Below are 24,596 nucleotides of genomic sequence, written 5' to 3' on the forward strand. Positions count from 1 at the left end.
CGGTCGGCGGCGCCGAGTGTCGATCAACCGGCGCCGCCGCAAATGCTACTGGTAGGAGCCGACGCGCCGACGACGTTCGTCGAAACGGAACTCCGGAGCGTTCTTCAGATCGTCGCGAGTCGTGTTCATGACCGCTTCAACGTCGCCATCTTCGTTCCGGGAAATGACCATTGACGACGGGTCAATCGCGACATGGCGCTCGCCGATGCCAAGGAATCCGCCGACGCTGACGATGACCGCCCGCACGTTCCTGCTGTTGTCGAAGATGATGTCCTCGATCTCGCCAACGTTGTCATTCTGCAGATTGCGGACATCGCTGCCGATCAGCTGGGACATGCGCATGTCGGTCGGGCCGAGCCTGTAGAAGATCACGCGGGCTGAGCCGAGCTGTTCCAGTTCGCGCATTTCAGCTGCGGAGCGCCCTCTGATCGTCTGCCGATCCGTGCGGTCCATGCCCGACTGATCTTGATCGCGCATCCGTTCGCGCGCCGCGCTGCCTCGCCAGGTCGGCGAAGCGTCGTCGTCGCGGCCCATCTCGCGCCAGCCGCTGCGAGACGTCGTATCTTCCGCATCCTTGGCCGCTTGGCCCTGCTTCTCCTGCCACTGAGTGCTGCGCGACGGAGTCTGGTTTTTGGTAGAGCTCGCGCCCGTGCGATCGCGCCCCGCGTTCGCCGTCACGCTGGCGGAAAGCGCGATCGCCGCTACTGTGGCGATCAACAACTTGAGCGATTTCATTGGATACTCTCCACTGTTCCGCTCGCCCGTCTCGGTGAGCGATATGCTGCAACCAGCGTCTGGAGAGATAGTTCCGAATCTCGCGCGGCGTTCAGGACGTATTGCGCACGCGCCCACGCCTGAAGGCGCGTGTGCAGATTAACCGTGAGCCTGCAGCGTTAGCGGGTTAGCCCAACGTCGCCTTGACGATCTTGTCGGGGTCGCGAACCGGTTCGCCGCGCTTGATCTTATCGACATTCTCCATGCCGGAGATCACTTGGCCCCAGACCGTATATTTATTGTCGAGGAAACGAGCGTCGTCGAAGCAGATGAAGAATTGCGAGTTAGCGCTGTCGGGGCTTTGCGCGCGCGCCATCGAGCAGGTGCCGCGCACATGCGGCTCGCTGTTGAACTCCGCCTTGAGGTCCGGATAGTTCGAGCCGCCTGTGCCGGTGCCGCGGGGGCAGCCGGTCTGCGCCATGAAACCATCAATCACGCGGTGAAAGACGATGCCGTCATAGAAGCCTTCCGAGACCAGCTTCTTGATATGCGCGACGTGATTGGGCGCGAGGTCGGGACGAAACTTGATGACGACCGGACCTTTCGTCGTCTCGAGAGTCATGGTGTCGGCGGCTTCGGTCATTCTATATTCCCCTCATGTGATTTTCTGCGCCGATCTCGCTGCTTCAGGGCGCGGCTTGGCGCCCTCTGCGAGAAGGCGCCTCAGATCGCCAAACAAGCGCGGGCGTGGCGCACGCGCAACTCAGCTTTCGTCGCCAGCGACGCGCATCTTGATGATCTTGTCCGGGCTGTCGACCATGCCATTGTTGGACTTCGAGCCCTTCTTGATCTTGTCGACGACGTCCATGCCAGACACGACTTCGCCGAAGACGGTGTATTTGCCGTTGAGCTGCGGCGCGTCGGCGTAGCAGATAAAGAACTGCGAATTGCCGGAATTGACGTCGCCGCCTTCGCGCGCCATCCCAACCGTGCCGCGTTTGAACGGCGTATCCGTGAACTCGGCCTTCAGGTCCGTGTAGCGCGAACCTTGCATTCCAGTGCCGGTCGGATCGCCGGCCTGCGCCATGAAGCCGTCGATGACGCGATGGAATACGATGCCGTCGTAGAAATGCTCCTTGGCGAGCTTCTCGATGCGCTCGACATGTTTGGGCGCGAGATCAGGCCGCAGCTTGATGGTGACGCGACCATCCTTCGTGTCGAGGTAGAGAAGGTGATCGTCGGCGGCGCGCGCGGGCGCAGCGCTAAGCGCGGCGACAGCCGCGGCGGCAAGAAGCAGACGGCGGGTGAGTTTCATAAAGCCTCCCTATGTATTGCCGCGCCTTTTGACGGCGCGTTCGAGTGCGGCGACGGAGGCGGCCGGCGCAAAGGCCGACACGTCGCCGCCAAGCGCCGCGATCTGGCGCACGAGTGTTCCGCTGACATGGCGTAGCCCTGGCGAAGCAGGCAGGAATATCGTGCGAATGTCGGGCGCGAGCGTCCCGTTCATCCCCGCCATCTGCATTTCATAGTCGAAGTCTGCGCCATCGCGCAAACCGCGCAAAATCGCGCGGGCGCCATGCTCGCGCGCCGCCTCCACGACAAGCCCGTCAAAGCCGACGACATCGAAGCCGCACGAAGCGCCAAGTTCGGCGCAGGCGTCGCGAATGACCGCCGCGCGCTCTTCGAACGAGAGCCAAGGCTGCTTGCCGTGATGCACGCCGATCGCGACGACGATCCTGTCGAAGAGCGCCGCGCCCTGCCCGATCACGTCGAGATGGCCGAAGGTCAGCGGGTCGAAAGTGCCGGCGTAAAGCGCCGCCCGCGCGGTTGGAACCGGAGTGCCCGTCATAGCAGCGGTATAGGGGATTTCCTGAGGTTTCGCGAGACGCCGTAGCGGCTTCCCATCCTCCCCAGCTCCGGATCGCCTGCTGGGACGCTACGCATTGGCGCCGCTTTTCCGCGCCCGCGCACTCCCGAGCCGCCGGCAAAGCGCTACAATAGAATAGGCGCATCCGGCGACGAGGGCCGGACGCCTTCAGAGGAGACTCCAGGATGGGACTTTTGGATTTTCTTACCGGCAAGGGTAAGCCGGCGCCTGCCTCAGGCGCGCCCAAGCAATCGGCGGAGGCCGCCCCTCAAACAGAAGAGAAGCCTGCAGCCGCCGGCGCGGCGGCTGGCGAGACCTTCTATGTCGTGAAGGAGGGCGACACGCTGTGGAAGATCGCCGAAGCGCACTACGGCGCCGGCAAGGGCGCCAAATATATGGAAATCTTCGAGGCCAATCGGCCGATGCTGACGGATCCTGACAAGATTCAACCGGGCCAGCGCTTGCGCATTCCCGGCGCTTCGACGGGTCCCACGGCGGCGGGCGAGTGGAAGCCTCCAAGCGAAATCGCCGGCAAGCAAGCCTAGCTGAGAGCTTTCGTCGGGATGGAGCGGATCTAGGCCAAGCCTGACAGGCGAATGGCCAGTTAGACCTTCGTCGCTGCGAAGGTAGGGACAGTGCGCGCAAAATTCTCCAGCCAGACGACGAGGCCCGGATGCTTTTCGCGCCATGCGCCAGCGAAACGCAGATCGAGATAGCCGAGCGCGCAGGCGACCGCGATGTGGCCGATGTCGACCGGCCCGGCCGGTGGCGCGGCGTTTAGCGTCTCGAGCGCACGGTCGATTTTGCCTTGCTGAAGCGCGATCGCCTCGCCGTAGCGCAGGTCTTCGGGGCGGTTGACCATTTCGTAGCGGATCAACAGAGCGGCGTCGTTGACGCCGTCGCCGAGAGCCTGCAGCCGCAACGCCGCGAAACGGCGCGACGGATCGAGCGGAATGATGCGCCCGCCGCCGGCGAGATAATCCAGATATTCCGCAATGACGCGGCTGTCGTAGAGCGCGCCGCCGTCCTCCAAAATCAGGGTCGGAATCTTGCCGAGCGGGTTCTGCCGACGCAGGCTGTCAGCGGGATCGGCCGCGTCAGCGGCGACGATCTCGATCCTTTCCGTCAGGCCGAGCAGGTCGGCTGCGATTCTGATTTTCCGGGCGTAGGGCGAGGCGGGGGAATAGCGCAGGACGAGCATCCGCGCTTCCTATCATTCGGATTTCCAATCAACAACGTCTGCGGCGCGGGATCCCTGAGCGGCGCCGGCCTTACTCGCCGACGAGCCATGTAACCTCGAAGCCCGCGCCTTCGCCCTGCGCCATTCGCCCGGCGAGAAAGGCAAGGAGCGTTCGCGCTTCTTCTTCGAATGTGAACGGTGGGTTCACGACCGCCATTCCGGAGGCGCGCAATCCTGGTTCGTCTCCCCCGACGCCAAGCGACAGACGCATGATCCGCCGTATGCCGCTGTCGCTCAGCCGATTGTAAAATCTGCGAACGTCCCTCTCGGTCTTCGAGGGATGCCAAAGCGCATAGATCCCCGAATTCCATTTCGCATGGGCTTTCGTGAAGGCGTCGAACGCGGCGTCGAACTCGTCTTCGCGCTCGAAAGGCGGGTCGATCAACGCCAGCCCGCGGCGCTCCTTGGGCGGAACATAGGCGCCGAGCCCAACATAACCGTCGATCTCAATCGCCTTGATGCGCTCGTCGCGCGCGAAGCGACGATTGAGCGCTGCAAAGGCGTCGGGCCGCAGCTCGCAGAAAATCGCGCGATCCTGTGGGCGCATCAATTTCCGGGCGATCGTCGGGGAACCCGGGTAGAGCGCAGGCTTCCCCTCGTCATCGAACGGCCCGAGGCAGTCCAAATAAGGCGCAAGCAGCGCGCGAGCGTCATCGCTCGCGCCGGAGAGATCGGCGAGCCTTCCGACGCCGCCGCGCCATTCGCCGGTGCGCTCAGCCTCATCCGCCGCGAGATCATAGGCGCCCTCTCCGGCATGCGTGTCGATCACGCGGAAGGGCGTTTCCTTGCGCTTCAGATAGATCAACAGGCGCACGAGCAGCGCATGTTTGAAGACGTCGGCGAAATTGCCGGCGTGAAACGCGTGGCGATAGTTCATTTTCGCTAGAGCGGCGCGGGCGCGCTGATTTCCCGGACGTGGCAGCCGCGCTGCGTAATCTCTGGACACGCGCGAAACTCGCGCAGGTCCTTCGACAGGCAGATGCGCACGCCGTCCATGACGCCCCGCCGGCAGGACACCGCCATCATGCCCGGACGCAGTCTCGGATTGGCTTCGTAAAATGCACGCTCGACGTCGATCGGCGCAAAGGTCTGATCGCGCGCGGGTTTGACGAAGAGCGGCGGGATCGTCACGGCGGCGTGGGCCCGCGCCACGTCGGCGAAATAGTCGCTGGGGCTTTTGCCGCTGCAGACTCCATGCTTGCGCCACTCGTAGCGGGCAAGCCGTTCGTCGGGAAACAGGCCTGCCGCTTTTTCGAGCGCGACTCGCGATGGAGAGCGCGCGCCCGGACATTCGCTCGGGAAGCCGCTTTCATATTGCGGCCAGAGGCCGTGGACGACGAAGCCGAGCCCCTTGCCGGGCTCGCACTGGTCTCGCGCGCCTTCGACGCTCTCGCAAAATCCCGGCGACCAGCTGAGCGCGAGGACGTAGAAGTCGAAGTCGCGGGCTCCTGCAGCGCTCGACCGCGACGCGGAGCGGCTCGCGCATTCGCCCGCCGCACAGTCGCCCTCCTTCGCATTTGCGCCTGAAAATCCGGCGAGCGCGCCGACGCCGACAAGAAACGCCCAGATGGCGCAACGAACGAAAACTCTTTTCATCTCAACCGACTCGGTAAAACAGGGATGCGTTAAGGTCCTGCGGCCCGACAATTCGGGCTAAAGGCGTGATTGCGGTCGAGGCCGACGACGCACCATGTCACGCCTGGTCCTGCGCCGATGAAGCCCGTTGCTTCTCCGATGTTGTAGACGAGCTCGCGGGCGACGCCGTCGTTAAAGAGCGCCAGTGCGCGACAATAGCGGCGCGGTATATAGCTCAGACCATTGTTGCGCACGCCAACGTCCCTGACGCCATCGAAGCTCACGATGACCAGAGGCGAGTTCCAGTACCAGGCCTCTCTCGCGGCGAAACCCTTGACGATCTCGTTGAGAATCGTTGGATCGATGCAATAGGGCGTCAGCCCCGAGTAGGGCAGAATTCGGAATTCGGCCGGCGGGTTCTCCTCGCGGGCGGGCTGCGCGGCCGCGGCGGCCGCGCCAAGGGCAAAAAGCGCAGTCGCGGCGGCTCGCGCCCAAACTCCGCCCGTTCCGGGATAACGGCGCCGCATCTCGCTTCTCCTAAGTCCCGCCCAGTCGCCGACGATTGACGCCAAAACCGCGCCACGCGTCAAGGCTGCGGATCACACAATTAAGCGAAGAATCGCAACAAGGATGCCAAGGCCTGCGATACGCGCTATAATGCCTGCCATGTCTATGAGCGTGCAGCCCTTGCGCCGCGTTATGGCGCTCTTTCTTGGCGCATTATTGACGAGCGCGACGCCGTGCGCGTCTTTTGCGCAGGATCCCTTCACCGAATTCTTCGGCGGGCTCTTCGGCGGCGACCATCCCCGGCATGGTTGGGGGCCGCGCGGCGAGCCGCGGGTGCGACGGATCATGCCGCACCGGGAGAATCGCGGGCCAACCTACTGGCACGGTCAGCAGGACAACCCGCGCCGGGCCGCGAAACGCTCCGACGGCGCGACGACAGATCAAGCTCAGAACGCCGGCGTCACCCAGCCGACCTTCTTCGTTGCGACCGTCGGCGATACGCTGGCGTTGCTTCTCGCCAACGGACTGAAGGACGGATTTTCCGATCGCCCCGACGTCGCCATCCTTCGAAAAGGCAAGGAGAGCAGCGGCCTCGTGCGCGACGACGTCTATGACTGGCCGAAAGCGGCCAAGGAGATCGCCGCCGACGCGCAAAAGGCCAATGTCGCCGTCGTCATGCTCGGCAGCAATGACCGTCAGGCGATCCAGCAGGGCGAAGAAACGATAGAGCCGCTGTCGCCGCGCTGGCGGGAAATCTACGCGGCGCGGGTCGACGCTGTGATCGCGGCGTTCAAGGAAAAAAACATCCCGGTCATTTGGGTCGGTCTGCCCGTCATGAAGAACGAGCGGCTGTCCGCCGACATGGCGCAGCTCAATGAAATCTTCAAAGCGCGCGCGGCGCACGCCAATATTCCCTACGTCGATCTCTGGGAAGCGATGACCGACGAACACGGGCAGTACAGCGCGTTCGGGCCGGACATCAACGGCCAGATCGTGAAGCTGCGCTCCGCGGACGGCGTGCATTTCACCGAGGCCGGCGCGCGCAGCGTTGCGCATTTCGTCGAAGGCGAGATCAAGAAATACTATGACGCCTACCGCCAGCAGGCGCCGGTCGCCGACGCCCCGGCGGCGGCTACCCAGCCCGAGGCGCCGGGGGCGACCGCGCCTCAGCAGCCCGTAGCGAGCGCGCCCGCGGACGGTAAGCCGATCGTGTTCCGTTCGCCCGTTGGCGGGCCGTCGGCCGCGCCGACCCTGCCCGAACGGCCTGCGGTTGGCCAGACGCAGCAGCTGACAGGCGCAGGAACCGCGAACGAGCTCGCCAGGCGCAGCCCTGCCGCACGGGCGACCGACTCCGGCACGCCGGCGCAAGCGCTCGCGCGACATGTCTTCGTCGAGGGCGGCGACCAGAATCCGCGCGACAATCGCGCCGATGATTACAGCTGGCGGCCGTCGCCGAATTCAGCTTCTCAGCCGCGCTGACGATTTGTGCGCTCGCGCACGGAACGCTTTTCGGTGGTTTTGCATTCTCTCTGCACGACAGGGGAAATTGTGGAGCCGCCATCATGTCCCAGCATGAATTCAACGCCCGCCGCTCACTGAAAATCGCCGCCGTCGCCGCTTTCGCGGGACTTTCTTCGGCCGCCGCGAATGCTCAGGAGCGCTCATTCATGGCGCTCTTCGACCCGGCGTCCGGCGCGCAGGAGATGACCGCGTCCTACTATGACGCGCGCGAGCAGCAAGCCTATTACGGCGGCCAGGATCAGCAGGCCTATTACGGCGCGCAGGATCCGCAGTCCTACTATGCTCCTCAGGCCTATTACGGGGAACAGGAAGACGCGCGGCTCGGCCGCGAATATCCGACGACGACTCGCGAGATCGTTCAGGACCCGACCAATGAGCGTCCCGGCACGATCACCGTCGACACCAAGAACCGCTATCTCTATCTGTCGCAGCCGAACGGACAAGCCGTGCGCTACGGCGTCGGCGTCGGCCGCGAAGGCTTCACATGGAAAGGCCGGACGCACATCGGCCGCAAGGAAGCCTGGCCGAACTGGACGCCGCCGGCGGCGATGTTGAAGCGCCGCCCCGATCTGCCGCGTCATATGGCCGGCGGCGAGGACAACCCGCTGGGCGCGCGCGCGATGTATCTCTACTCGGGCGGCCGCGACACGATGTTCCGCATCCATGGCTCCAACGAGCCCTGGACGATCGGCCAGGCGGTTTCCTCGGGCTGCATCCGGATGCTGAACAACGACGTGACCGACCTGTTCAGCCGCGTGAAGGTGGGCACAACAGTGGTCGTGCTCTGATCAGGCGCTGCGATAAAAAGAAGGGCCCCGATCTCTCGGGGCCTTTTCTTGTTTTGCGCCCTATTCGAGCGAGCAGCTGAATACCAGATTGGTAAGCGCGGAGAAGGTCACTTGGATGAAAACCCAGACGCCAATAAGCGTCCAGGCCAGCCTGTATTTCTCGCGTCCATAGAGGAAGGCGCCGAAGAGCGGCAGGATAAGAAGCAAGAACTGCCAGGGCGTGCTGACGAAGGTGTCGCAATACCAGAGATTTAACCGTTCACTGACCATTACTCTCACCTCGGCAGATTGGTTTCGCCCATCAGGAATTCATCAACCGAATTGGCGCATTGACGTCCTTCGCGAATGGCCCAGACGACAAGCGACTGTCCACGCCGCATGTCTCCGCAGGCGAAGACCTTCTCGCGAGACGACTGGTAAACGCGCGTGTCCGCCGCGACATTGCCGCGCGGATCGAGGTCGACGCCGAGCGCTTCCAGCAGGCCTTCGCGCACCGGAGACACAAACCCCATGGCGAGCAGCACGAGATCGGCCTTGATCTTGAAGTCGCTTCCCGGCTCTTCCTGCATCTTGCCGTCGACATGCACACAGCGCAGCGCCGTTACTGCGCCATCAGCGCCCTCGAATTCGCGCGTCAGCACCGAGAACTCGCGCGACGAGCCCTCATCATGAGAGGAGGACGTGCGCAGCTTCAGCGGCCAGTCCGGCCAGGTCAGCAGCTTGTTCTCCTTCTCCGGCGGACGCGGCATGATCTCGAGCTGCGTGACCGAAAGCGCGCCCTGACGCACCGAGGTGCCGATGCAGTCGGACCCGGTGTCGCCGCCGCCGATCACCACGACATGTTTCCCGGTGGCGAGGATCGGCTCGTTGGTCGAGAGCGGCTCGCCCGAGACCCGGCGATTCTGCTGCGGCAGGAAATCCATGGCGAAGTGAACGCCGCGCAATTCGCGACCGGGAATCGGCAGATCGCGGGGTTGTTCGGCGCCGCCGGCGAGGATCACGGCGTCGTGGCTCCCCACCAGATCGGCCGCTGAAAGATCGACGCCGACATGGACCTCGCAGTGAAACACGACGCCTTCCGCCTCCATCTGCTGAACGCGGCGCTCGATCAGGCGCTTCTCCATTTTGAAGTCGGGAATGCCGTAGCGCAGCAAGCCGCCTGGCTTCGCGTGTTTCTCATAGACATGCACGTCATGGCCGGCGCGCGCGAGCTGCTGCGCCGCCGCCAGTCCCGCCGGGCCGGAGCCGATGACCGCGATCTTCTTGCCGGTCTTGAGTTTGGGAGGCTCGGGGACCACCCACCCCTGCTCGAAGCCGTGGTCGATGATCGCACATTCGATGGTCTTGATCGTGACCGGCTGATCCTGAAGATTCAGCGTGCACGACGCTTCGCAAGGCGCCGGGCAGACGCGCCCGGTGAACTCCGGGAAGTTGTTGGTGGAATGCAGATTGACCAGCGCGCGCCGCCACTCGCCGTGGTACACGAGGTCATTCCAGTCCGGGATCTGATTATTGACCGGACAGCCGTTGTGACAGAACGGAATCCCGCAATCCATGCAACGCGACGCCTGGCTGCGCGTGGTCTCGTCGGACAAGGGAATGACGAATTCGCGATAATGGCGAATGCGGTCGGCCGCCGGCTTACATTTGCGGTCATGCCGGTCGATCTCGAGAAATCCGGTCACCTTACCCATCTTATCGCGCACCTTTCGCGCCGCGAGCTGGCGCGGCGACGGCATCTCTCATTGGCGGGGCGGCTACACGCCGAGAGGCGTTTCGCCCTGCGGTCCCAAGCGCCCTGAGCTGCCGCAATCTTGGATGTTTTCTAAACGCTTTCGAGGGGTCGTCGTCAAGCCGCGAAGCTTCGGCGCTGTGAGACGGGCGGCGGCGCTATTGCGTGCTGGGACGCAAGCCACGCGCCGTCGGCGCAATGCGGCGTGACTGATCCTCCTTGACGAGGGCATGCAGCACGCGCACCTGGCGTTGCGCCTTCGCCTCGTAAAGCGCTTCGTCGGCGACCGCGAGCAGCGCCTCGGCGTCGGCGCCATGCTCCGGCACAAGAGCAACGCCGACGCTGACGCCGATCGTCGCGCGAACGTCATCTCCCAGGTCGTACGGCGTCGATATGGCGTGCGTCAGTCGCTGGCCCAGCTCCGTCGCCTGCTCGCTGGTCAAGCCCTTTGCGAGCACGACAAATTCATCGCCGCCAATGCGCGCCGCGACATCCGTCGCGCGCAATGAGTGACGAAGGCGCGCCGCCACGGATTTGAGAAGCCTGTCGCCGGCGGCGTGCCCAAATGTGTCGTTGACCGCCTTGAAGTTGTCGAGATCGAGAAAAAGGACCGCCAGATCGCCATCGTCACGCCCGCCCTTCAGCCCGGCGTCGACCGCGGCGGCAAGGCCAACGCGATTTGACAGGCCGGTGAGCGCGTCATGCTTGGCGCGATGGTCGTTTTCGCGTTCGGCCTGCATCGTCGCAATGAGCATTCTGTTGAGACTGTAGGCGGAGGCGATCATCGCGGCCAGGTAGAACGGGATCTGAAGAAACACGAGATAAAGCAGGGGTTCGCCAGAGAGGGCCGCGCCTGGCAGAAACGGGCCGAGGCTCGTGGCGATCATTGCGCCGGCGAGACGCGGCGCGCCGAAATTGCGGAATCCGATGCCGCCGACCATGGCGGAGCCCGAGAGACAGGCGAGCGTCGAAGCGACCCAGTCGCCGCTCGCGAGGCTGATGAAAGCGCCGTAGCCCACGCCGCTGCTCCAGAGCAGCTGAAGCAGCAGATAAAGATCAGTCGGCGTGGGGCGATGCGCCAGAGCGGCGCGACGGGAGACTTCCAGCACGACCAGACGCGCGGCTCCGAGCACGACTTCGAAAGCGAACCAGGCGATGAAGGGCGGCGTCTGTTCGCGGGCCGCAATCGCTCCGGCGACGACGATCGTGTTGATGACGCCGCCGAAGAAAACGGGAAGCGTGCCGAAGAGGCCGCTGATCAGCTCGACCTGAATTTCCCGAGGGGCGCGCGGACCAGGGTTGACGAGCCAGCGCATCGCGGGCCAGCGCGGCAAACTATATATTCTGGAGTCGTCCCGCATCAGGCTTCCTGGCCGCCGTCAAGGAAAACCGCCGAGTTTAAACCAGGTTAGCCTGACTCTCGCTCTTTAACAATCCCGTCGGCAAAAGCAAAGCGGCGCCGAAGCGCCGCCTTACGAATTGTTCAGCCCAAGATCATTCGCCCGCAGCCTTGAGTTGTTGCGGACGCCCCTTGCGCGCGTTGAGTTCGTTGAGCGCGCGCCGATATTCGACCGGCATCACCTTCCGGAACTTGCCCATATAGCTCGGCCAAGCGTCCAGAATTTCCCGCGCCCGAGTCGAGCCGGTGTAGCGCAGATGGTTGGCGATCAGCTGCCGCAGACGCTCGGCGTCGAAGCGCGTCATGTCGCTCATCACGTCGACGCGGCCATGGCCTTCCAGGTCGCCAGACTGGTGATAGGTCTCGGTCATGACGGCCTCCTCGTCGCGCACCGGCTCGAGATCGACCATCGCCAGATTGCAGCGCGTCGAGAAAGCGTCATCCTCGTCCAGAACATAGGCGATGCCGCCGGACATGCCCGCCGCGAAGTTGCGGCCGGTCGGGCCGAGAACCACCACGACGCCGCCCGTCATATATTCGCAGCCGTGATCGCCCGCGCCTTCGACGACGGCGATCGCGCCCGAATTACGAACCGCGAAGCGTTCGCCGGCGACGCCGCGGAAATAGCATTCGCCGGCGATGGCGCCGTAAAGAACGGTGTTGCCGACGATGATCGAATTCGAAGGGTCGATCTGCTGGGCGCTCCGCGACGGATAGACGATGAGCTTTCCGCCGGAGAGGCCCTTGCCGACGTAATCGTTGGCTTCGCCTTCGAGACGCAGCGTCACGCCCCGCGCCAGAAACGCGCCGAAGCTCTGACCTGCGGTGCCGGTCGCGCGAATGTCGATCGTGTCCTCCGGCAGTCCCGCATGGCCATAGATGCGGGCGACCTCGCCGGAGAGCATTGCGCCGGTGGCGCGATCGACGTTGCGGATCGGCGTTTCGATCGAAACCTTCGCGCCGCGGTCGAGCGCCGCGCGCGCTTCGGCGATGAGCTTGTTGTCGAGGACCTTATCCAGTCCGTGGTCCTGAGTCTGGCTGTGACGGATCGCGCAGCCTTCTCCCTGTGGCTTGAAGAACAGCTTGGAGAAATCCAGTCCGCGCGCCTTCCAATGCGCGATCGCCTTTTCCTTGTCGAGCATTTGCATCTGCCCGATCATCTCGTCGAAGCTGCGATAGCCCATGGAAGCCATGAGTTCGCGCACCTCTTCAGCGACGAAGAAGAAGTAGTTGATCACATGCTCCGGCAAACCGACGAAGCGCTTGCGCAGAACGGGATCCTGAGTCGCGACGCCGACGGGACACGTGTTGAGATGACACTTGCGCATCATGATGCAACCCGCGGCGATGAGCGGCGCGGTCGCGAATCCGAATTCGTCCGCGCCGAGCAGCGCGCCGATCACGACGTCGCGCCCCGTACGCAATCCGCCGTCAACCTGCACCGCGATGCGCGAACGCAGATTATTCAAGACGAGCGTCTGATGCGTCTCAGCGAGGCCGATTTCCCAGGGCGATCCGGCGTGCTTGATTGACGTCAGCGGCGAAGCGCCGGTGCCGCCTTCGAAACCGGAGATCGTCACATGATCGGCGCGGCCCTTGGAGACGCCCGCGGCGACGGTGCCGACGCCCACTTCGGAAACGAGCTTCACCGACACGGCGGCGCGCGGATTGGCGTTCTTCAGATCGAAGATCAGCTGCGCCAAATCCTCGATCGAATAAATGTCGTGATGCGGCGGCGGCGAGATCAGGCCGACGCCCGGCGTCGAATGGCGCACCTTGGCGATGACCGCGTCGACCTTGTCACCCGGCAGTTGACCGCCTTCGCCGGGCTTCGCGCCCTGCGCCATCTTGATCTGGATCATGTCGGCGTTGACCAGATATTCGGTCGTCACGCCAAACCGCCCGGACGCCACTTGTTTGATGGCGCTGCGCATCGAGTCGCCGCTCGGCAGCGGCTTGAATCGATCCGGCTCCTCGCCGCCCTCGCCGGTGTTCGACCTGCCGCCGATGCGGTTCATGGCGATGGCGAGCGTCGTATGCGCCTCGCGCGAGATCGAGCCAAACGACATCGCGCCCGTCGAGAAGCGCTTGACGATTGCGCTGGCGGGCTCGACTTCGTCGAGCGGGATCGGCTTGCGGCCGCCCTCTTCCGCGCGCTTCACGCGGAAGAGCCCGCGCAGATTGAGAAGCTTCTCGTCCTGCTCGTTCAGGAGCTTGGCGAAGGCGCGATATTTGTCCTGCGCGTTTCCGCGCACGGCGTGCTGCAGCAGCGAGACCGTCTGCGGCGTCCAGCTATGCGCTTCGCCTCTGATGCGGAAGGCGTAATCGCCGCCGACGTCGAGCGCCTCCTTGTAGACAGGCGCGTCGCTGAAGGCGAGGCGATGGCGGCGCACGGTCTCGCGCGCGATTTCCTCGAGCCCGACGCCTTCGATGCGCGTCGTCGTGCCGGTGAAGAATTCGTCGACGAAGCTTTGCGCCAGTCCGACGGCGTCGAAGATCTGTGCGCCGCAATAGGACTGATAGGTGGAGATGCCCATCTTGGACATCACCTTGAGCAGGCCCTTGTCGACCGCCTTGATGAAGCGCTTGACGGCAGTGGGGCCGTCGATGTCAGCGGGGAACTCGTCAGCCGAGGCGATAAGCGTTTCAAAGGCGAGATAGGGGTTGATCGCCTCGGCGCCATAGCCCGCCAGGCAGCAGAAATGGTGGACCTCGCGCGCCTCGCCCGTCTCGACGACGAGGCCGACAGACGTGCGCAAGCCTCTGCGGATCAGATGATGGTGCACGGCGGCGGTCGCGAGCAGCGCGGGGATCGGAATGCGATCCGGCCCGACCATGCGGTCCGAGAGAATGATGATGTTGTAACGGCCGCTGACCGCCTCCTCGGCGCGCTGACACAGCCGCTTGATCGCGGCGTGCATCCCCTCGGCGCCCTTTGCGGCGTCATATGTCACGTCGATCGTCTTGGTGTCGAAACTATCTTCGACCGTGCCGATCCAGCGGATCTTTTCGAGGTCTTCGCTCGTCAAGATCGGCTGTCGCACTTCGAGGCGCTTCTTGTTCGCCGAGCCTTCGTGATCGAGGATGTTCGGCCGCGGACCGATGAAGGAGACAAGGCTCATGACCAGCTCTTCGCGGATCGGATCGATCGGCGGATTGGTCACCTGCGCGAAGTTCTGCTTGAAATAGGTGTAGAGCAGCTTCTCCTTGTCGGAGAGCGGCGACACGGGCGTGTCCGTGCCCATCGAGCCCACCGCCTCCTGACCGGTGACGGCCATGGGGAAAAGCAGCAGATCGAGATCTTCCTGCGTATAGCCGAACGCCTGCTGACGATCGAGCATCGACACGTCCCAGCGCGCCGGACGCGTGTCGACGGGCTTCAGATCCTCGAGCTGGATTTGCGTGGCCGCCAGCCACTCCTTGTACGGGTGGGAGTTCGACAGCTCCTTCTTGATTTCGTCGTCGGAGATGATGCGTCCCTGCTCCAGATCGACGAGCAGCATCTTGCCGGGCTGCAGGCGCCACTTCGTAACGATCTTCTCTTCAGGAATCGGCAACACGCCCATCTCGGACGCCATGACGACGAGACCGTCGTCGGTGACGAGATAGCGCGCGGGCCGCAGTCCATTGCGATCGAGCGTCGCGCCGATCTGAAGTCCGTCAGTGAAGGCCATGGCGGCGGGTCCGTCCCACGGCTCCATGAGCGCCGCATGATGCTCGTAGAAAGCCTTGCGATCGGCGTCCATCAGCGGATTGCCGGCCCAGGCTTCGGGGATCAGCATCATCACCGCATGCGCCAGCGAGTAGCCGCCGCGCACCAGGAATTCGAGCGCGTTGTCGAAACAGGCCGTGTCGGACTGGCCTTCATAGGAGATCGGCCACAGCTTGCTGATCTCGTCGCCGAACAGCGGCGATGAGACAGACGCCTGTCGCGCCGCCATCCAGTTAAGATTGCCGCGCAGCGTATTGATTTCGCCGTTATGCGCGACAAAGCGATACGGATGCGCGAGACGCCAGGACGGAAAGGTGTTCGTGGCGAAGCGCTGATGCACGAGCGCCAGCGCCGAGACGAACCGCTCGTCCTTGAGGTCGAGGAAATATTCGCCGAGCTGCGAGACGAGCACCATGCCCTTGTAGACGATGGTGCGCGACGACACCGAAACGGCGTAAAATTCGCGCCCGCCATTGCCGAGCCTGTAGATCTCGTTCGACGCCGCTTTGCGCGCGAGATAGATGCGCCGCTCGAACACGTCTGCGTCGACGACGTCGGCGCCCTGCCCGATGAAGATCTGCGCGTGATGCGGTTCGACGGCCTTCACCGCCTCGCCGAGATCGCTCGAATCGACGGGAAGATCGCGCCAGCCGAGGACGACCAGCCCCTCCTCTTCGACCGACTTGTCAATGATGGCGCGCGCGCTCGCACGCGTCTCCGGATCGCGCGGCAGGAAAAACTGGCCGATCGCGTAATCGCCGGCGGCGGGAAGCTCGATGCCGAGCTTCGCGCACTCCGCCTTGAAGAACTCATGCGGAATCTGAACGAGAATGCCGCAGCCGTCGCCAAGCTTCGGATCGGCGCCGACCGCGCCGCGATGATCGAGATTGAGCAATATCTGCAAGCCCATCTCGACGATCGCATGCGATCTCTCGTTGCGCATGTTGGCGACGAAGCCAACCCCGCAGGAGTCGTGCTCCTTAGCGGGATCATACAGCCCTTGCGCCTGCGGAAGAGCGGGATCGCGGCCAAGCGGCTGCGATCCGGCTTCTGCGAAGTGCTCGGCGGCTTTCGTCATCTCGCGTCTCCCCGACAGGACCGCGCGCCTCTTCATGCGCCCCTCCCGCCCGATCATCGAACCATAAAATTGTCGTGGACGTGACCGAAATCGTCACAGCCCGACTCTCGCTTTCGCCGTAACGCAGGCGCCGCAATGGCCGTTGCGAACCCCTCGCGTCCTCGTCTCGCGACCGGGCGCAAGGCAAGGGACGCGCCACCTTCCGGGCCTTTCATCTGTGCTGGCCGGGGCGTCCCGTCGAGCGCCGACCAGTAAATGAAACAGAGGCCTTCAAAAGCGAGCGCCGCTTTAAGGTCAGCAACGCTGACATATCTGCGGGGCTAACTTACTGCCAGATTTGCGCCCAGGTGACAAGCAATCGCTTGAGCTTTGGGCGCCTCGGCGGTCCAACGCTCGCCGCAATGTTGGCAGAGCATCCCCGCACGGCCGAGAGGGCCTGAACAGGGAAGAATCAATGCGGTCATCCAATGGGAAAGCGATTTTGCCGTTCGCGCTGGCGCTGGCGGCGGTCGTCGCCGTTCCGCAGCACGCGTTCGCGCAGTTTTTCTTTCGGCCGTTCGCCTACAGCTTCCGCCAACAAATTCCCCCAGAAGAGCCAGGCTTCGCATCCCGTCGGGCCGTCGCCTCAATTCTCGGACGAGAGGGCTATCGTCTCGTCGGACCGCTTGGCCATAGGGGAGAGCAGATCGTCGCGACCGGCGTCTCGCGCCGCGAAGGCGAGATGCGTTTCATCATCGACCCATACGAAGGCCGCATCTTGCGCGCGGTGAGACTCGGAGCTCCGCCGATGTATGATCGCGGGCCGCGCTACGGCGGAGATTACGGCCCGTCGGGCGGCGATCCTTATGCGCCTCCAGCAGCCGGCGGCCGCGGGCCAGCCGGTCCAGGGCCGGTCGGCCCCGGCCCCACCGGCCGCGATCTCGGCAATGAGCGCTATCCGGATGCGGAACAAGGACGCCTGGCGCCCGCAGGTCCGGAAGGTGCCGCGGCGAACAAATCGGCGCAGCAGCGCGCAAAATCGGCTCAGAAAGGCGCCGCGTCCGCCAAGAATGCGCGCGCGATCACGCCGACCGCGAAACCCGCGGCGCCCGCCTCCCCCGCGCCGACCGCGGCTGCCCCTGCTCCTGCGCCATCTGCGTCTGCGACGCCGCCGGAGCCTAAAGCCGCGCCGGTAACGGCGCAGCCCGCCCAAGCGCCCGAGCCGCGCGGCGAGAGCGCCAAGACCATGCCTGAGCAGGCTCCGGCGCAGAAGGCGTCGGACGCGACCGATGCGGCGAAGGCTGCGGATACGTCATCACCCAGCAAAGCCGAGGCCTCGGCCCCCGCTGAGCCGAAGACGGACGCCGCCAGCGTCGCAGCGCCTGCGCAGTCGGCTGGGGACTCGCAACCAGCCGCCGAAAGCCAGGCCAAGCCGGCGCCCTTCGCTGAACAGCAGGCGCCTGCGGCTGAGAAGCCGACGCCCGTCGCTGAGAAGAAGCCTGAGTCTGAAGCGGCGCCGCCTGCGGCCCAGGCCGCGAAAGAGCCGGCGTCCGAAAAGCCGGCGGCGAGCGCTTCGATCGAGCCTAAGCCGGAGCCTAAAACAAAGGCGACGAAGGAGCTGAGCGCCGAAAGCCCGGCGCCCGTGTCCGAGGAAACGTCGAAGGCCGCGCTCCCAGCGGATCAGGCCGCCGAAGCGCCCTCGCCAGCGCGAGTCCTCTCCGCGCCCGCCAAGCGCGCGGCGGCGATCCGCGCCGCCGGCGGCTCGACGCGCCGAGCGATCGTGCCACCGCACGCCTTGAGCGGCACGACGGTCGTGGCCCCAGCAGCATCGGCGCCGCCGGCGTCGACGCCGTCCGGTTCGGCGACGGCAAAGACGCCCGACAGCGCCGTAAGGCCAGCTGGCGGATAACAAAAAAGGCGCCCGGAGGGGCGCCTTTTCATTTCTCTCAGACCTGATGTTACGCGGCCTTCGACTCGACGATGGTCGCGGCCGGCGCGCCGACGCCGATGTCAATGCGGCGGGGCTTCTGCGCCTCCGGAATCTCGCGCACGAGATCCACGTGCAGCAATCCATTGACCAGGCTCGCGCCGGTTACCACGACGTGGTCCGCAAGCTGGAACCGACGCTCGAACGCCCGCGCGGCGATGCCCTGATGCAGAACCTCGCGGCCTTCGGAAGTCTGAGGCGACTCCTTGGACCCCTTGACGGAGAGCGTGTTTTCCTTGGTCTCGACGGACAGCTCGTCGCGCGAGAAGCCCGCGACCGCGAGCGTCACGCGGTAGGCGTTTTCGCCGGTCCGCTCGATATTATAAGGCGGGTAGCTTTGGGAAGTCTCGAAGCCGCCGGCCTGGTCGAGCAGGTTGAACAGACGGTCGAAGCCGACGGTCTGACGATACAGCGGCGAGAGATCGAACTGACGCATGACATATCCTCCAGTTGAGCGACATGCGGCGCGCTTGCGTAACCGCGCCGCGCCTCTTAGCGCGTCCGTTACGGCCCGCGCTTGCTCCGATCTAGGAAGTGTCGCCGCGCCGTTCAAGAGCCGCCCCGAAAGGGCGTCGTCAGGCCGGGAGTGAATGCCGTTCCGGGACGCGAAACGGCGATTCAAGGGCAAGCACAAGCTTGACAAGATCCGCCTGGCGGCTCGCCCCAGTCTTCTGAAAAATGCTTTTTAAATATCCTTTGACGGTTCCTTCGCTGAGGCCGAGCGCGCGTGCGGTAGCCGGAACGCCGCCGACTTCGGCGATGGCGAGCAACACCGAACTCTCGCGGGCGGTAAGGCCAAACACGCTCGCCGCAAGCGCGCCGCCCTCGCCCGAGTTCAGCGCGAGTCTGCGCAGAAACAGCGCCGACAGCCCCCTCGATAAAGGCAGGACATGCATCACGCAGCAGCGCGCGTCGCCTCGCTTCACCATGATCGCGAAAGCTTCAGCGTCCGCGCCGCCAGCGCGAGAGACGGCGCGCTCCAGGGCCTCCTTGGCGCGCGGATCGCGCAGCGTCAGCGTCCCGCCGGAGATCGCGAGCGCGTCGCCTTCGACGAGCATGTCGTCGGCGCTTCGGTTTTTGTGCGCGACGCGCATTTTGTTGTCGACGACGAGCACTGGCGTCGACAGCTCGTCGAACAGTTCAACGAGCGCCGACCTGTCGGAGGTTGGCTTATGCCGCGCGATGGCTCTCGCGAGACAGGGCAGCAGCGCGTCGAGTCGCTGCTTCGCTTCGGCGTCGGCGAGGCCCGCGCGTTCGTCGCGAAAGGCGACGAATATGCAGACGCCGGTCTCGGAACGGTGAATGACTCCGCCAATCAGGTCAGCGAGGCCGAAGGGCGCCATCCAGCGTTGATAGGCGCCGCTTCGATGAAGCTCGTCGACCGAGACAAAATCTTGCGAGGAGAACGCGCGACCGACGCCAAACTCCGCGAGGACGCGGGCCTTGACGGGATCGAGTTTGCGATGGTTGCGCAGATATTCGGCGATCCACCCCTTTTCCGCGCGGGTCGAATATTTGAGTTCCAGTAGCGCCGAGACGCGGTCTTCAAACAGCAGGGCCGCGAAGCGCGCATTTAAGAACCGCGCAATCTCATGCAGCGCGTCGGGCCAGTTCTGCGCTTCAGCGCCCGCGGTCTCAATCGCCGCGACGACGCGCGCATCCGCATCCTTCGTCGAGATCATTTCTGCACCCGGTGCGACCTCCCGCCACACCCTTCGCAAAGCCGGTCCTTGCGATGGCGCCTGCCGCGCGGCGAGAAATCAAAACTGCGCTGGAGCCCTAGAAAAATCTGCGAGATCACCCAGGCTTTCGTATTTCGCACCTTAACTATTGTGTTGCGTAACTGCAACAAGCCTAAGAATTTACGCGCAGCCGAGGATCGCCCTCCCGATCGGGGGGAAACCGCGCACATCGTAAGGGTTAAGTTACAAAAAAGAGAATCTCAGCGGCGACGATGTCAACCTCGGCGGCAAAGACAGCAAACACTCAAGCAAGGCGCAAAGGTCTGCGCGCCTTCCTTGCTGTCACGCTATTCGTCGTTTCCGCATTGATGCAGGCGACGCTCGCGCCGCACGCCGCCCTGTCAGCCACCGAAGACTTCTGCGTAGGAAGTCATTTCGCTGCAAAGGGGAAGGCGTCGAGCGGCGCGCCGGCGCTTGGCGGGCATGCGCATTGCGGCGCCTGCCCGATCGCGACAGCGCCGATCATACCTGTAAAGCCGCCGATCGCGCGGCTCGAGCAGCCGCCAGCCACGCTCGTCTACTTTGACGGCTGGCCTTTTGAACCGCGCGAGCGACGTCGTTCGGGCGAAACGCGCTCGCGCGCGCCTCCCGCGCTCTCCTGACGAAACAAAACTCGCATCGTTTCAACCGCCATTCGCCGGCGGATCAGGAGAACTCATTCAATGTACCGTCCCGCCCTACTGCGCGGCGCAAGCGCTTGCGCGTTGATACTTGCTTCCCTCGCGACCGCCAAGGCGCAAGTCTCGCTTCCGCAGATCGTCGTCGGCGCGGCGCAGCCCGCAGCCCCTGGACCATCGGAAAAGGCTAACGTGACCGTCGTCAGGCAAAAGGAAATAGTCGAGGAAAAGCCTCCCGAAACCGATACCGCGAAGCTACTCGAGCATCAGCCCGGCGTGAGCGTTCAGACGGGCGGCGGCGTTTCAGGCCTTCCGGCGATCCGTGGCCTCGCCGATGATCGGCTGAAGATTGTCGTCGGCGGCGTGCAGGCGACGTCGGCCTGCGCCAATCACATGAATTCACCGTTGAGCTACACCGATCCGAACACGATCGGACGCGTTGAAGTCGTCACCGCTGTGGCGTCAGTGAGCAAGGGCGGCGATTCGATCGGCGGCTCGATCCTGGTCACGCCGAAATCGCCGGTGTTTGCGACGCCTGTGGTCGCTCCGGCTCTCATCGGCCCCGGCGGCGCGCCGGTTTCGCCGATCGTCGCGGCAAGCCCCTACGGTCCCGTTCCCTATCTGCCGCTGCCGGTTCCGGGCACGCTGCGATTTGGCCCCAATAATGAGGTCCTGGCGACGGGAACGATTTCAGCGTTCTTCCGCGGCAACAATAATGGCGTCGGCGTTTCTGCAAACATCAACATGGCCAACGACCACTGGAGCCTGCTCTACAATGGTTCCTGGCAGCGGGCGACCGACTATCACGCCGGCGGCAACGGCGACAAAGTTCTCTCCACGAGCTTCATCTCGGAGAATCACGCCGTCACGCTCGGCTACCAGAACGAAGGGCATCTCTTCACCTTCCGCGGCGCTTATCAGAACATCCCCTATCAGGGCTTTCCCAACCAGCGCATGGATATGACGCGCAATCGCTCCTATTCGCTGGACGCCAACTACAAGGGCGCCTACGACTGGGGCACGGTCGAGGCGCGCGCCTATTGGCATCAGGTCTTCCACAAGATGGGTTTCCTGGAGGACCGCTTCTATTTGAACCATCCGATGATCGCGCTCGGGCGCGACTTTGGCTACTCCGTCAAGACGGAAATCCCCTACAGCGAGCAGGACCTCTTCCGGATCGGCAACGAGTTCCACGGCTTTCGGCTGCAAGACTACTGGCCGTCCGATCTCACCGGCTTCCCGAGCCTCGCCGCTCTCTCGCGGCCATTCGCTCAGATCAACATCGATGGCGGACAGCGCAACCGCGTCGGAACCTACGCGGAATGGGAGCGCCGCTGGACCCCGCAATGGTCGAGCCTGATCGGCCTGCGCAACGACGTCGTTTGGATGGATACGGGTCCCGGCCGCAGCTACACCCCATTCGCATTCGCCAACCCCAACGTCATCGCCGTCAATCTGTTCAACGCGCAAAACCGCGCGAGGACCGACGTCAACTTCGACATGACGGCGCTCGCGCGCTATGAACCCGACCCCGGCAGCCTTTACGAATTCGGCTATTCGCGCAAGACGCGCTCGCCCAATCTCTACGAGCGCTACACCTGGCCGGTGTTCAGCCCGTTCACCGCCATGTTCAACTGGTTCGGCGACGGCAACGGCTATACCGGCAATCTCAATTTGAAGCCGGAGGTCGCGCACAATGTCGCGCTTACCGCCGCGTGGCGCGACATCTCCGGCGCAAACAATTGGGAGGCGCGAATTGCGCCCTTCTACACCTATGTCGAGAACTATATCGACGGCGCGAGAACCGGCGGCACGTTCAATTCGTTCCCGGTGCCGAACTCCTATATTTTCCAAATTATGCAATTCCGCAATTTCAACGCGGAACTCTATGGCGTGGACGCCTCCGGCAGAGTGAAGCTGCATGAATCGCCGGAATACGGCAGGCTACAGGCGGTCGGCGTCGTCAGCTTCGTCTACGGACGGAACCTCGACATCGGCAATCCGCAATATTGCCTGCCTGGCAACGGCTTCTGCTCCGTCGCGTCCTTCCTGATCAAGAAGGGGGATGGTCTGTGGAACCTGATGCCCGCCAATGCGCGCATTGCGCTGGAGCATCAGATCGGCGGATTGAGCATGGCCGCCGAGACGCAACTCGTCGCGCCCAAGGATCACGTGTCGGCGAACAAGGGCGAGTTCACGACCCCGGCCTACGCGCTGCTCAATCTGCGCGCGGCCTATGACTGGAGCAACATGCGCATCGACCTTGGCGTCGATAATGTCACCGACGCTCTCTACTCGCTGCCGCTTGGCGGATTCGACCTGTCGAATTACGCGTGGAATGCGCGGCTTTTCGGACGCAATGCGGGTCTTGCGAGCGTGCGCCAGGTGCCAGGCATGGGGCGCAACTTCTATGCGGGCCTGACCGTGCGGTTCTGACCGGAACGTCTATCATGGAGGCGGCGCGTCTGGCGCCGCCTTCCTTTTTGGATGCTGATGATGCGGCGATCTCTACTTGCGACCGTCCTGCTTTGCGCCTGCCTCGCGTCAGCGCGCGCCGAGATCATCGGGACCGACGCGCCGCGCGCGGTCACCGAGGACGAGATGAAGGCCTCGCTGCGGGAGATCGATCTCGTCGGCGTAAATGGCGCGCCGCTCGATCTGCGCGCGCTGATGGCGAACGGCCGGCCGACGCTCGTGAGCCTGTGGGCGCATTGGTGCCCGAATTGCCTCGCCGAAATGAAGGGCTTCAAGGCGATCGCCGCCGCCTGCCAGGATCGCTGGAACATCGTCTTCGTCTCGGCGCGCGCGAGCGACTACGCCAAGGACCAGGCGAAGTTCAAAAGCTACGGCCTGCCCTGGAAGATCTTTCGCGTGGGCGATTCGACGAAAACCGATGTGGCGAAGGCCAGGAGCGCGCGGGCGTTCTACGGCGCCACGGCCGACGGCGGCGTGGTCACCCCGCTGCATTATCTGATCGGCGCTTCCGGACGGGTCGACGCCATTGTCAACGGCAGACTGGATTTCACGGAACCCCAGCGTCTCACGGCCTTCTGCGCCGATTAAACCGGGCCGTTCGGCCTCGTCGCCAAAATGCATTATCTTCGCGCGAAGATTCGGCTCTGGAGCGCCGAGGAGACCCCATGCGAGAACTTGTCGCGTCGCCCGGCAACCCCGTCCCCGAGCGCGCCGCCGTCTACATCCTGAAGACGCGCGATGGACGCCGATTGCGCGCCGCCGCTTTTCCCTGCAGCGGCAGGGCGCGCGGCACCGTGGCGCTGTTTCAGGGCCACAATGAATTCATTGAAAAATATTTCGAGACGATCGAGGAGTTGCGCAAGCGCCGCCTCGACGTCGTCGCGCTCGACTGGCGCGGGCAGGCCGGATCGGAGCGCGAACTCGCCGATCCGCGCAAGGGGCATATCGACGACTTCTCGCAATATCAGCGCGATCTCGAAGTTTTCATCTCTCAGGTGTTGAGCGATCGGCCGCAGCCCTGGTTCGCCCTCGCCCATTCGATGGGCGCGGCCATCCTGCTCGACGCGGCGCATTCGGGAAGAACGCCGTTCCAGCGCTTCGTGCTGACCGCTCCGATGATCGATCTCGCCAATCTGCGCTTCCCGCGCGGGGCGCGCTGGCTCGCCGACACGCTCGACATGTGCGGATTTGGCGGCATGTACATTCCGGGCGGGACCGGCGCTTCTTTCATCGAGAAGCCCTTCGAGGGCAATTTGCTGACCACTGATCCGGTTCGTTTCGAACGCAACGCGGCGATTCTCAGAGCAGCGCCGCAGCTCGCCATCGGCGATCCGACCATTGGCTGGGTCAACGCCGCGTTCCGGCTCATGAGGGGCTTCGAATCGCCCGACTATGCGCGAAGAATTCGCCCCGCCATTCTGATGTTCGGCTGCGGACGCGAGATGATCGTGTCGAACGCCGCCATCGAGCGGTTCGCGCAAAATCTCAACAGCGGCGCTCTCGCGATGGTGCCCGGCGCCAAGCATGAACTCATGATGGAGCGCGATGAATTCCGCGCCCAGTTCTGGCGCGGATTCGATGCCTTTATTCCCGGCGAAGCGCACGTCGCGTAGCACGCGCTTCAAACTTCTTAGGGTCGATCGCCTATCGGCATTTTGGCGAT

Annotated in this window: 21 protein-coding genes and 1 pseudogene; 8 read left to right on the forward strand and 14 right to left on the reverse strand. The window is 64.0% G+C overall.

The genetic code is table 11. The features are described 5' to 3' along the window. Positions 1–45: 45 nt before the first annotated feature. The 4 genes from AC0X69_RS03250 to coaD all read right to left on the reverse strand — a co-directional run bounded on the left by AC0X69_RS03250 (position 46) and on the right by coaD (position 2,563). Positions 46–735 carry a PRC-barrel domain-containing protein gene (locus tag AC0X69_RS03250; protein ID WP_482611247.1) on the reverse strand — a complete coding sequence of 230 codons (690 nt, stop codon included), beginning with the start codon at positions 733–735 and terminating at the stop codon, positions 46–48. A 166-nt stretch (positions 736–901) separates the two neighbouring features. Continuing rightward, the gene (locus tag AC0X69_RS03255; RefSeq protein WP_482611249.1) at positions 902–1,357 is read right to left on the reverse strand and encodes a peptidylprolyl isomerase; all 456 of its coding nucleotides are present in this window, start codon (positions 1,355–1,357) and stop codon (positions 902–904) included. Positions 1,358–1,477: 120 nt separating this feature from the next. After that, the gene (locus tag AC0X69_RS03260; RefSeq protein ID WP_482611251.1) at positions 1,478–2,029 is read right to left on the reverse strand and encodes a peptidylprolyl isomerase; all 552 of its coding nucleotides are present in this window, start codon (positions 2,027–2,029) and stop codon (positions 1,478–1,480) included. A gap of 9 nt (positions 2,030–2,038) precedes the next feature. Next, positions 2,039–2,563, reverse strand: coding sequence for a pantetheine-phosphate adenylyltransferase (gene coaD / locus AC0X69_RS03265; RefSeq protein WP_482611252.1), 525 nt, complete (start codon positions 2,561–2,563; stop codon positions 2,039–2,041). Between the two features lie 305 nt (positions 2,564–2,868). On the opposite strand from coaD, the pseudogene AC0X69_RS03270 reads away from it, so the two are divergent. Next, positions 2,869–3,126: pseudogene (locus AC0X69_RS03270) on the forward strand (LysM peptidoglycan-binding domain-containing protein); the annotation flags it as partial. A gap of 59 nt (positions 3,127–3,185) precedes the next feature. Here AC0X69_RS03270 and AC0X69_RS03275 read toward each other — a convergent pair. The 4 genes from AC0X69_RS03275 to AC0X69_RS03290 form a co-directional block, all read right to left on the reverse strand. After that, positions 3,186–3,782 carry a glutathione S-transferase family protein gene (locus tag AC0X69_RS03275; protein ID WP_482611254.1) on the reverse strand — a complete coding sequence of 199 codons (597 nt, stop codon included), beginning with the start codon at positions 3,780–3,782 and terminating at the stop codon, positions 3,186–3,188. 70 nt (positions 3,783–3,852) lie between these two features. Next, a complete protein-coding gene (locus tag AC0X69_RS03280; protein ID WP_482611256.1) occupies positions 3,853–4,698 on the reverse strand; it encodes a 23S rRNA (adenine(2030)-N(6))-methyltransferase RlmJ in 846 nt (281 codons plus the stop codon). A 5-nt stretch (positions 4,699–4,703) separates the two neighbouring features. After that, complete coding sequence (locus tag AC0X69_RS03285; RefSeq protein WP_482611258.1) at positions 4,704–5,417, reverse strand: ribonuclease T2 family protein; 714 nt, start codon at positions 5,415–5,417, stop codon at positions 4,704–4,706. A 29-nt stretch (positions 5,418–5,446) separates the two neighbouring features. Beyond that, positions 5,447–5,923 carry a hypothetical protein gene (locus AC0X69_RS03290; RefSeq protein ID WP_482611260.1) on the reverse strand — a complete coding sequence of 159 codons (477 nt, stop codon included), beginning with the start codon at positions 5,921–5,923 and terminating at the stop codon, positions 5,447–5,449. A 130-nt stretch (positions 5,924–6,053) separates the two neighbouring features. Here AC0X69_RS03290 and AC0X69_RS03295 point away from each other — a divergent pair, with 130 nt between their 5' ends. Both AC0X69_RS03295 and AC0X69_RS03300 read left to right on the forward strand, forming a co-directional pair. Beyond that, positions 6,054–7,382 (forward strand): SGNH/GDSL hydrolase family protein, encoded by a 1,329-nt coding sequence (locus AC0X69_RS03295; RefSeq protein ID WP_482611262.1) that lies wholly within the window; start codon positions 6,054–6,056, stop codon positions 7,380–7,382. 83 nt (positions 7,383–7,465) lie between these two features. Continuing rightward, the gene (locus AC0X69_RS03300) at positions 7,466–8,212 is read left to right on the forward strand and encodes a L,D-transpeptidase (protein WP_482611264.1); all 747 of its coding nucleotides are present in this window, start codon (positions 7,466–7,468) and stop codon (positions 8,210–8,212) included. 60 nt (positions 8,213–8,272) lie between these two features. Here AC0X69_RS03300 and AC0X69_RS03305 read toward each other — a convergent pair whose 3' ends face one another. From AC0X69_RS03305 to gltB, 4 genes are all read right to left on the reverse strand, one after another. Continuing rightward, positions 8,273–8,482 carry a hypothetical protein gene (locus tag AC0X69_RS03305; RefSeq protein WP_482611266.1) on the reverse strand — a complete coding sequence of 70 codons (210 nt, stop codon included), beginning with the start codon at positions 8,480–8,482 and terminating at the stop codon, positions 8,273–8,275. Between the two features lie 5 nt (positions 8,483–8,487). Next, on the reverse strand, positions 8,488–9,906 hold the full coding sequence (locus tag AC0X69_RS03310; protein ID WP_482611268.1) for a glutamate synthase subunit beta: 1,419 nt from the start codon (positions 9,904–9,906) through the stop codon (positions 8,488–8,490). A 196-nt stretch (positions 9,907–10,102) separates the two neighbouring features. Further along, the gene (locus tag AC0X69_RS03315) at positions 10,103–11,278 is read right to left on the reverse strand and encodes a diguanylate cyclase (RefSeq protein WP_482611270.1); all 1,176 of its coding nucleotides are present in this window, start codon (positions 11,276–11,278) and stop codon (positions 10,103–10,105) included. A gap of 160 nt (positions 11,279–11,438) precedes the next feature. Continuing rightward, positions 11,439–16,133, reverse strand: coding sequence for a glutamate synthase large subunit (gltB, locus tag AC0X69_RS03320; RefSeq protein WP_482613296.1), 4,695 nt, complete (start codon positions 16,131–16,133; stop codon positions 11,439–11,441). A gap of 454 nt (positions 16,134–16,587) precedes the next feature. Between gltB and AC0X69_RS03325 the strand changes: the two genes are divergently transcribed. Beyond that, positions 16,588–18,021, forward strand: coding sequence for a hypothetical protein (locus AC0X69_RS03325; RefSeq protein ID WP_482611272.1), 1,434 nt, complete (start codon positions 16,588–16,590; stop codon positions 18,019–18,021). 49 nt (positions 18,022–18,070) lie between these two features. Here the strand turns inward: AC0X69_RS03325 and AC0X69_RS03330 are convergent, their stop codons facing one another. Both AC0X69_RS03330 and AC0X69_RS03335 read right to left on the reverse strand, forming a co-directional pair. Next, positions 18,071–18,535: an Hsp20 family protein gene (locus AC0X69_RS03330; RefSeq protein WP_482611274.1), complete on the reverse strand. Its 465-nt coding sequence runs from the start codon at positions 18,533–18,535 to the stop codon at positions 18,071–18,073. Positions 18,536–18,674: 139 nt separating this feature from the next. Next, complete coding sequence (locus AC0X69_RS03335; protein ID WP_482611276.1) at positions 18,675–19,781, reverse strand: helix-turn-helix transcriptional regulator; 1,107 nt, start codon at positions 19,779–19,781, stop codon at positions 18,675–18,677. Between the two features lie 272 nt (positions 19,782–20,053). Here AC0X69_RS03335 and AC0X69_RS03340 point away from each other — a divergent pair, with 272 nt between their 5' ends. The 4 genes from AC0X69_RS03340 to AC0X69_RS03355 all read left to right on the forward strand — a co-directional run bounded on the left by AC0X69_RS03340 (position 20,054) and on the right by AC0X69_RS03355 (position 24,546). Next, complete coding sequence (locus AC0X69_RS03340; protein ID WP_482611278.1) at positions 20,054–20,443, forward strand: DUF2946 family protein; 390 nt, start codon at positions 20,054–20,056, stop codon at positions 20,441–20,443. 60 nt (positions 20,444–20,503) lie between these two features. Further along, positions 20,504–22,894, forward strand: a complete 2,391-nt coding sequence (locus AC0X69_RS03345) for a TonB-dependent receptor (protein WP_482611280.1) — start codon at positions 20,504–20,506, stop codon at positions 22,892–22,894. Between the two features lie 60 nt (positions 22,895–22,954). Beyond that, positions 22,955–23,521, forward strand: coding sequence for a TlpA family protein disulfide reductase (locus tag AC0X69_RS03350; RefSeq protein WP_482611282.1), 567 nt, complete (start codon positions 22,955–22,957; stop codon positions 23,519–23,521). Between the two features lie 77 nt (positions 23,522–23,598). After that, positions 23,599–24,546 (forward strand): alpha/beta fold hydrolase, encoded by a 948-nt coding sequence (locus tag AC0X69_RS03355; RefSeq protein ID WP_482611284.1) that lies wholly within the window; start codon positions 23,599–23,601, stop codon positions 24,544–24,546. Positions 24,547–24,596 lie beyond the last annotated feature (50 nt).

It is taken from the genome of Methylocystis sp. Uni0008, assembly GCF_056838045.1.

Bases quoted from the DNA above. Each gene is read 5' to 3' on its own strand.
- AC0X69_RS03250 (WP_482611247.1), bottom strand. From the start codon at position 735: ATGAAATCGCTCAAGTTGTTGATCGCCACAGTAGCGGCGATCGCGCTT.
- AC0X69_RS03255 (WP_482611249.1), bottom strand. From the start codon at position 1,357: ATGACCGAAGCCGCCGACACCATGACTCTCGAGACGACGAAAGGTCCG.
- AC0X69_RS03260 (WP_482611251.1), bottom strand. From the start codon at position 2,029: ATGAAACTCACCCGCCGTCTGCTTCTTGCCGCCGCGGCTGTCGCCGCG.
- coaD (WP_482611252.1), bottom strand. From the start codon at position 2,563: ATGACGGGCACTCCGGTTCCAACCGCGCGGGCGGCGCTTTACGCCGGC.
- AC0X69_RS03275 (WP_482611254.1), bottom strand. From the start codon at position 3,782: ATGCTCGTCCTGCGCTATTCCCCCGCCTCGCCCTACGCCCGGAAAATC.
- AC0X69_RS03280 (WP_482611256.1), bottom strand. From the start codon at position 4,698: ATGAACTATCGCCACGCGTTTCACGCCGGCAATTTCGCCGACGTCTTC.
- AC0X69_RS03285 (WP_482611258.1), bottom strand. From the start codon at position 5,417: ATGAAAAGAGTTTTCGTTCGTTGCGCCATCTGGGCGTTTCTTGTCGGC.
- AC0X69_RS03290 (WP_482611260.1), bottom strand. From the start codon at position 5,923: ATGCGGCGCCGTTATCCCGGAACGGGCGGAGTTTGGGCGCGAGCCGCC.
- AC0X69_RS03295 (WP_482611262.1), top strand. From the start codon at position 6,054: ATGCCTGCCATGTCTATGAGCGTGCAGCCCTTGCGCCGCGTTATGGCG.
- AC0X69_RS03300 (WP_482611264.1), top strand. From the start codon at position 7,466: ATGTCCCAGCATGAATTCAACGCCCGCCGCTCACTGAAAATCGCCGCC.
- AC0X69_RS03305 (WP_482611266.1), bottom strand. From the start codon at position 8,482: ATGGTCAGTGAACGGTTAAATCTCTGGTATTGCGACACCTTCGTCAGC.
- AC0X69_RS03310 (WP_482611268.1), bottom strand. From the start codon at position 9,906: ATGGGTAAGGTGACCGGATTTCTCGAGATCGACCGGCATGACCGCAAA.
- gltB (WP_482613296.1), bottom strand. From the start codon at position 16,133: ATGACGAAAGCCGCCGAGCACTTCGCAGAAGCCGGATCGCAGCCGCTT.
- AC0X69_RS03325 (WP_482611272.1), top strand. From the start codon at position 16,588: ATGCGGTCATCCAATGGGAAAGCGATTTTGCCGTTCGCGCTGGCGCTG.
- AC0X69_RS03330 (WP_482611274.1), bottom strand. From the start codon at position 18,535: ATGCGTCAGTTCGATCTCTCGCCGCTGTATCGTCAGACCGTCGGCTTC.
- AC0X69_RS03335 (WP_482611276.1), bottom strand. From the start codon at position 19,781: ATGATCTCGACGAAGGATGCGGATGCGCGCGTCGTCGCGGCGATTGAG.
- AC0X69_RS03340 (WP_482611278.1), top strand. From the start codon at position 20,054: ATGTCAACCTCGGCGGCAAAGACAGCAAACACTCAAGCAAGGCGCAAA.
- AC0X69_RS03345 (WP_482611280.1), top strand. From the start codon at position 20,504: ATGTACCGTCCCGCCCTACTGCGCGGCGCAAGCGCTTGCGCGTTGATA.
- AC0X69_RS03350 (WP_482611282.1), top strand. From the start codon at position 22,955: ATGCGGCGATCTCTACTTGCGACCGTCCTGCTTTGCGCCTGCCTCGCG.
- AC0X69_RS03355 (WP_482611284.1), top strand. From the start codon at position 23,599: ATGCGAGAACTTGTCGCGTCGCCCGGCAACCCCGTCCCCGAGCGCGCC.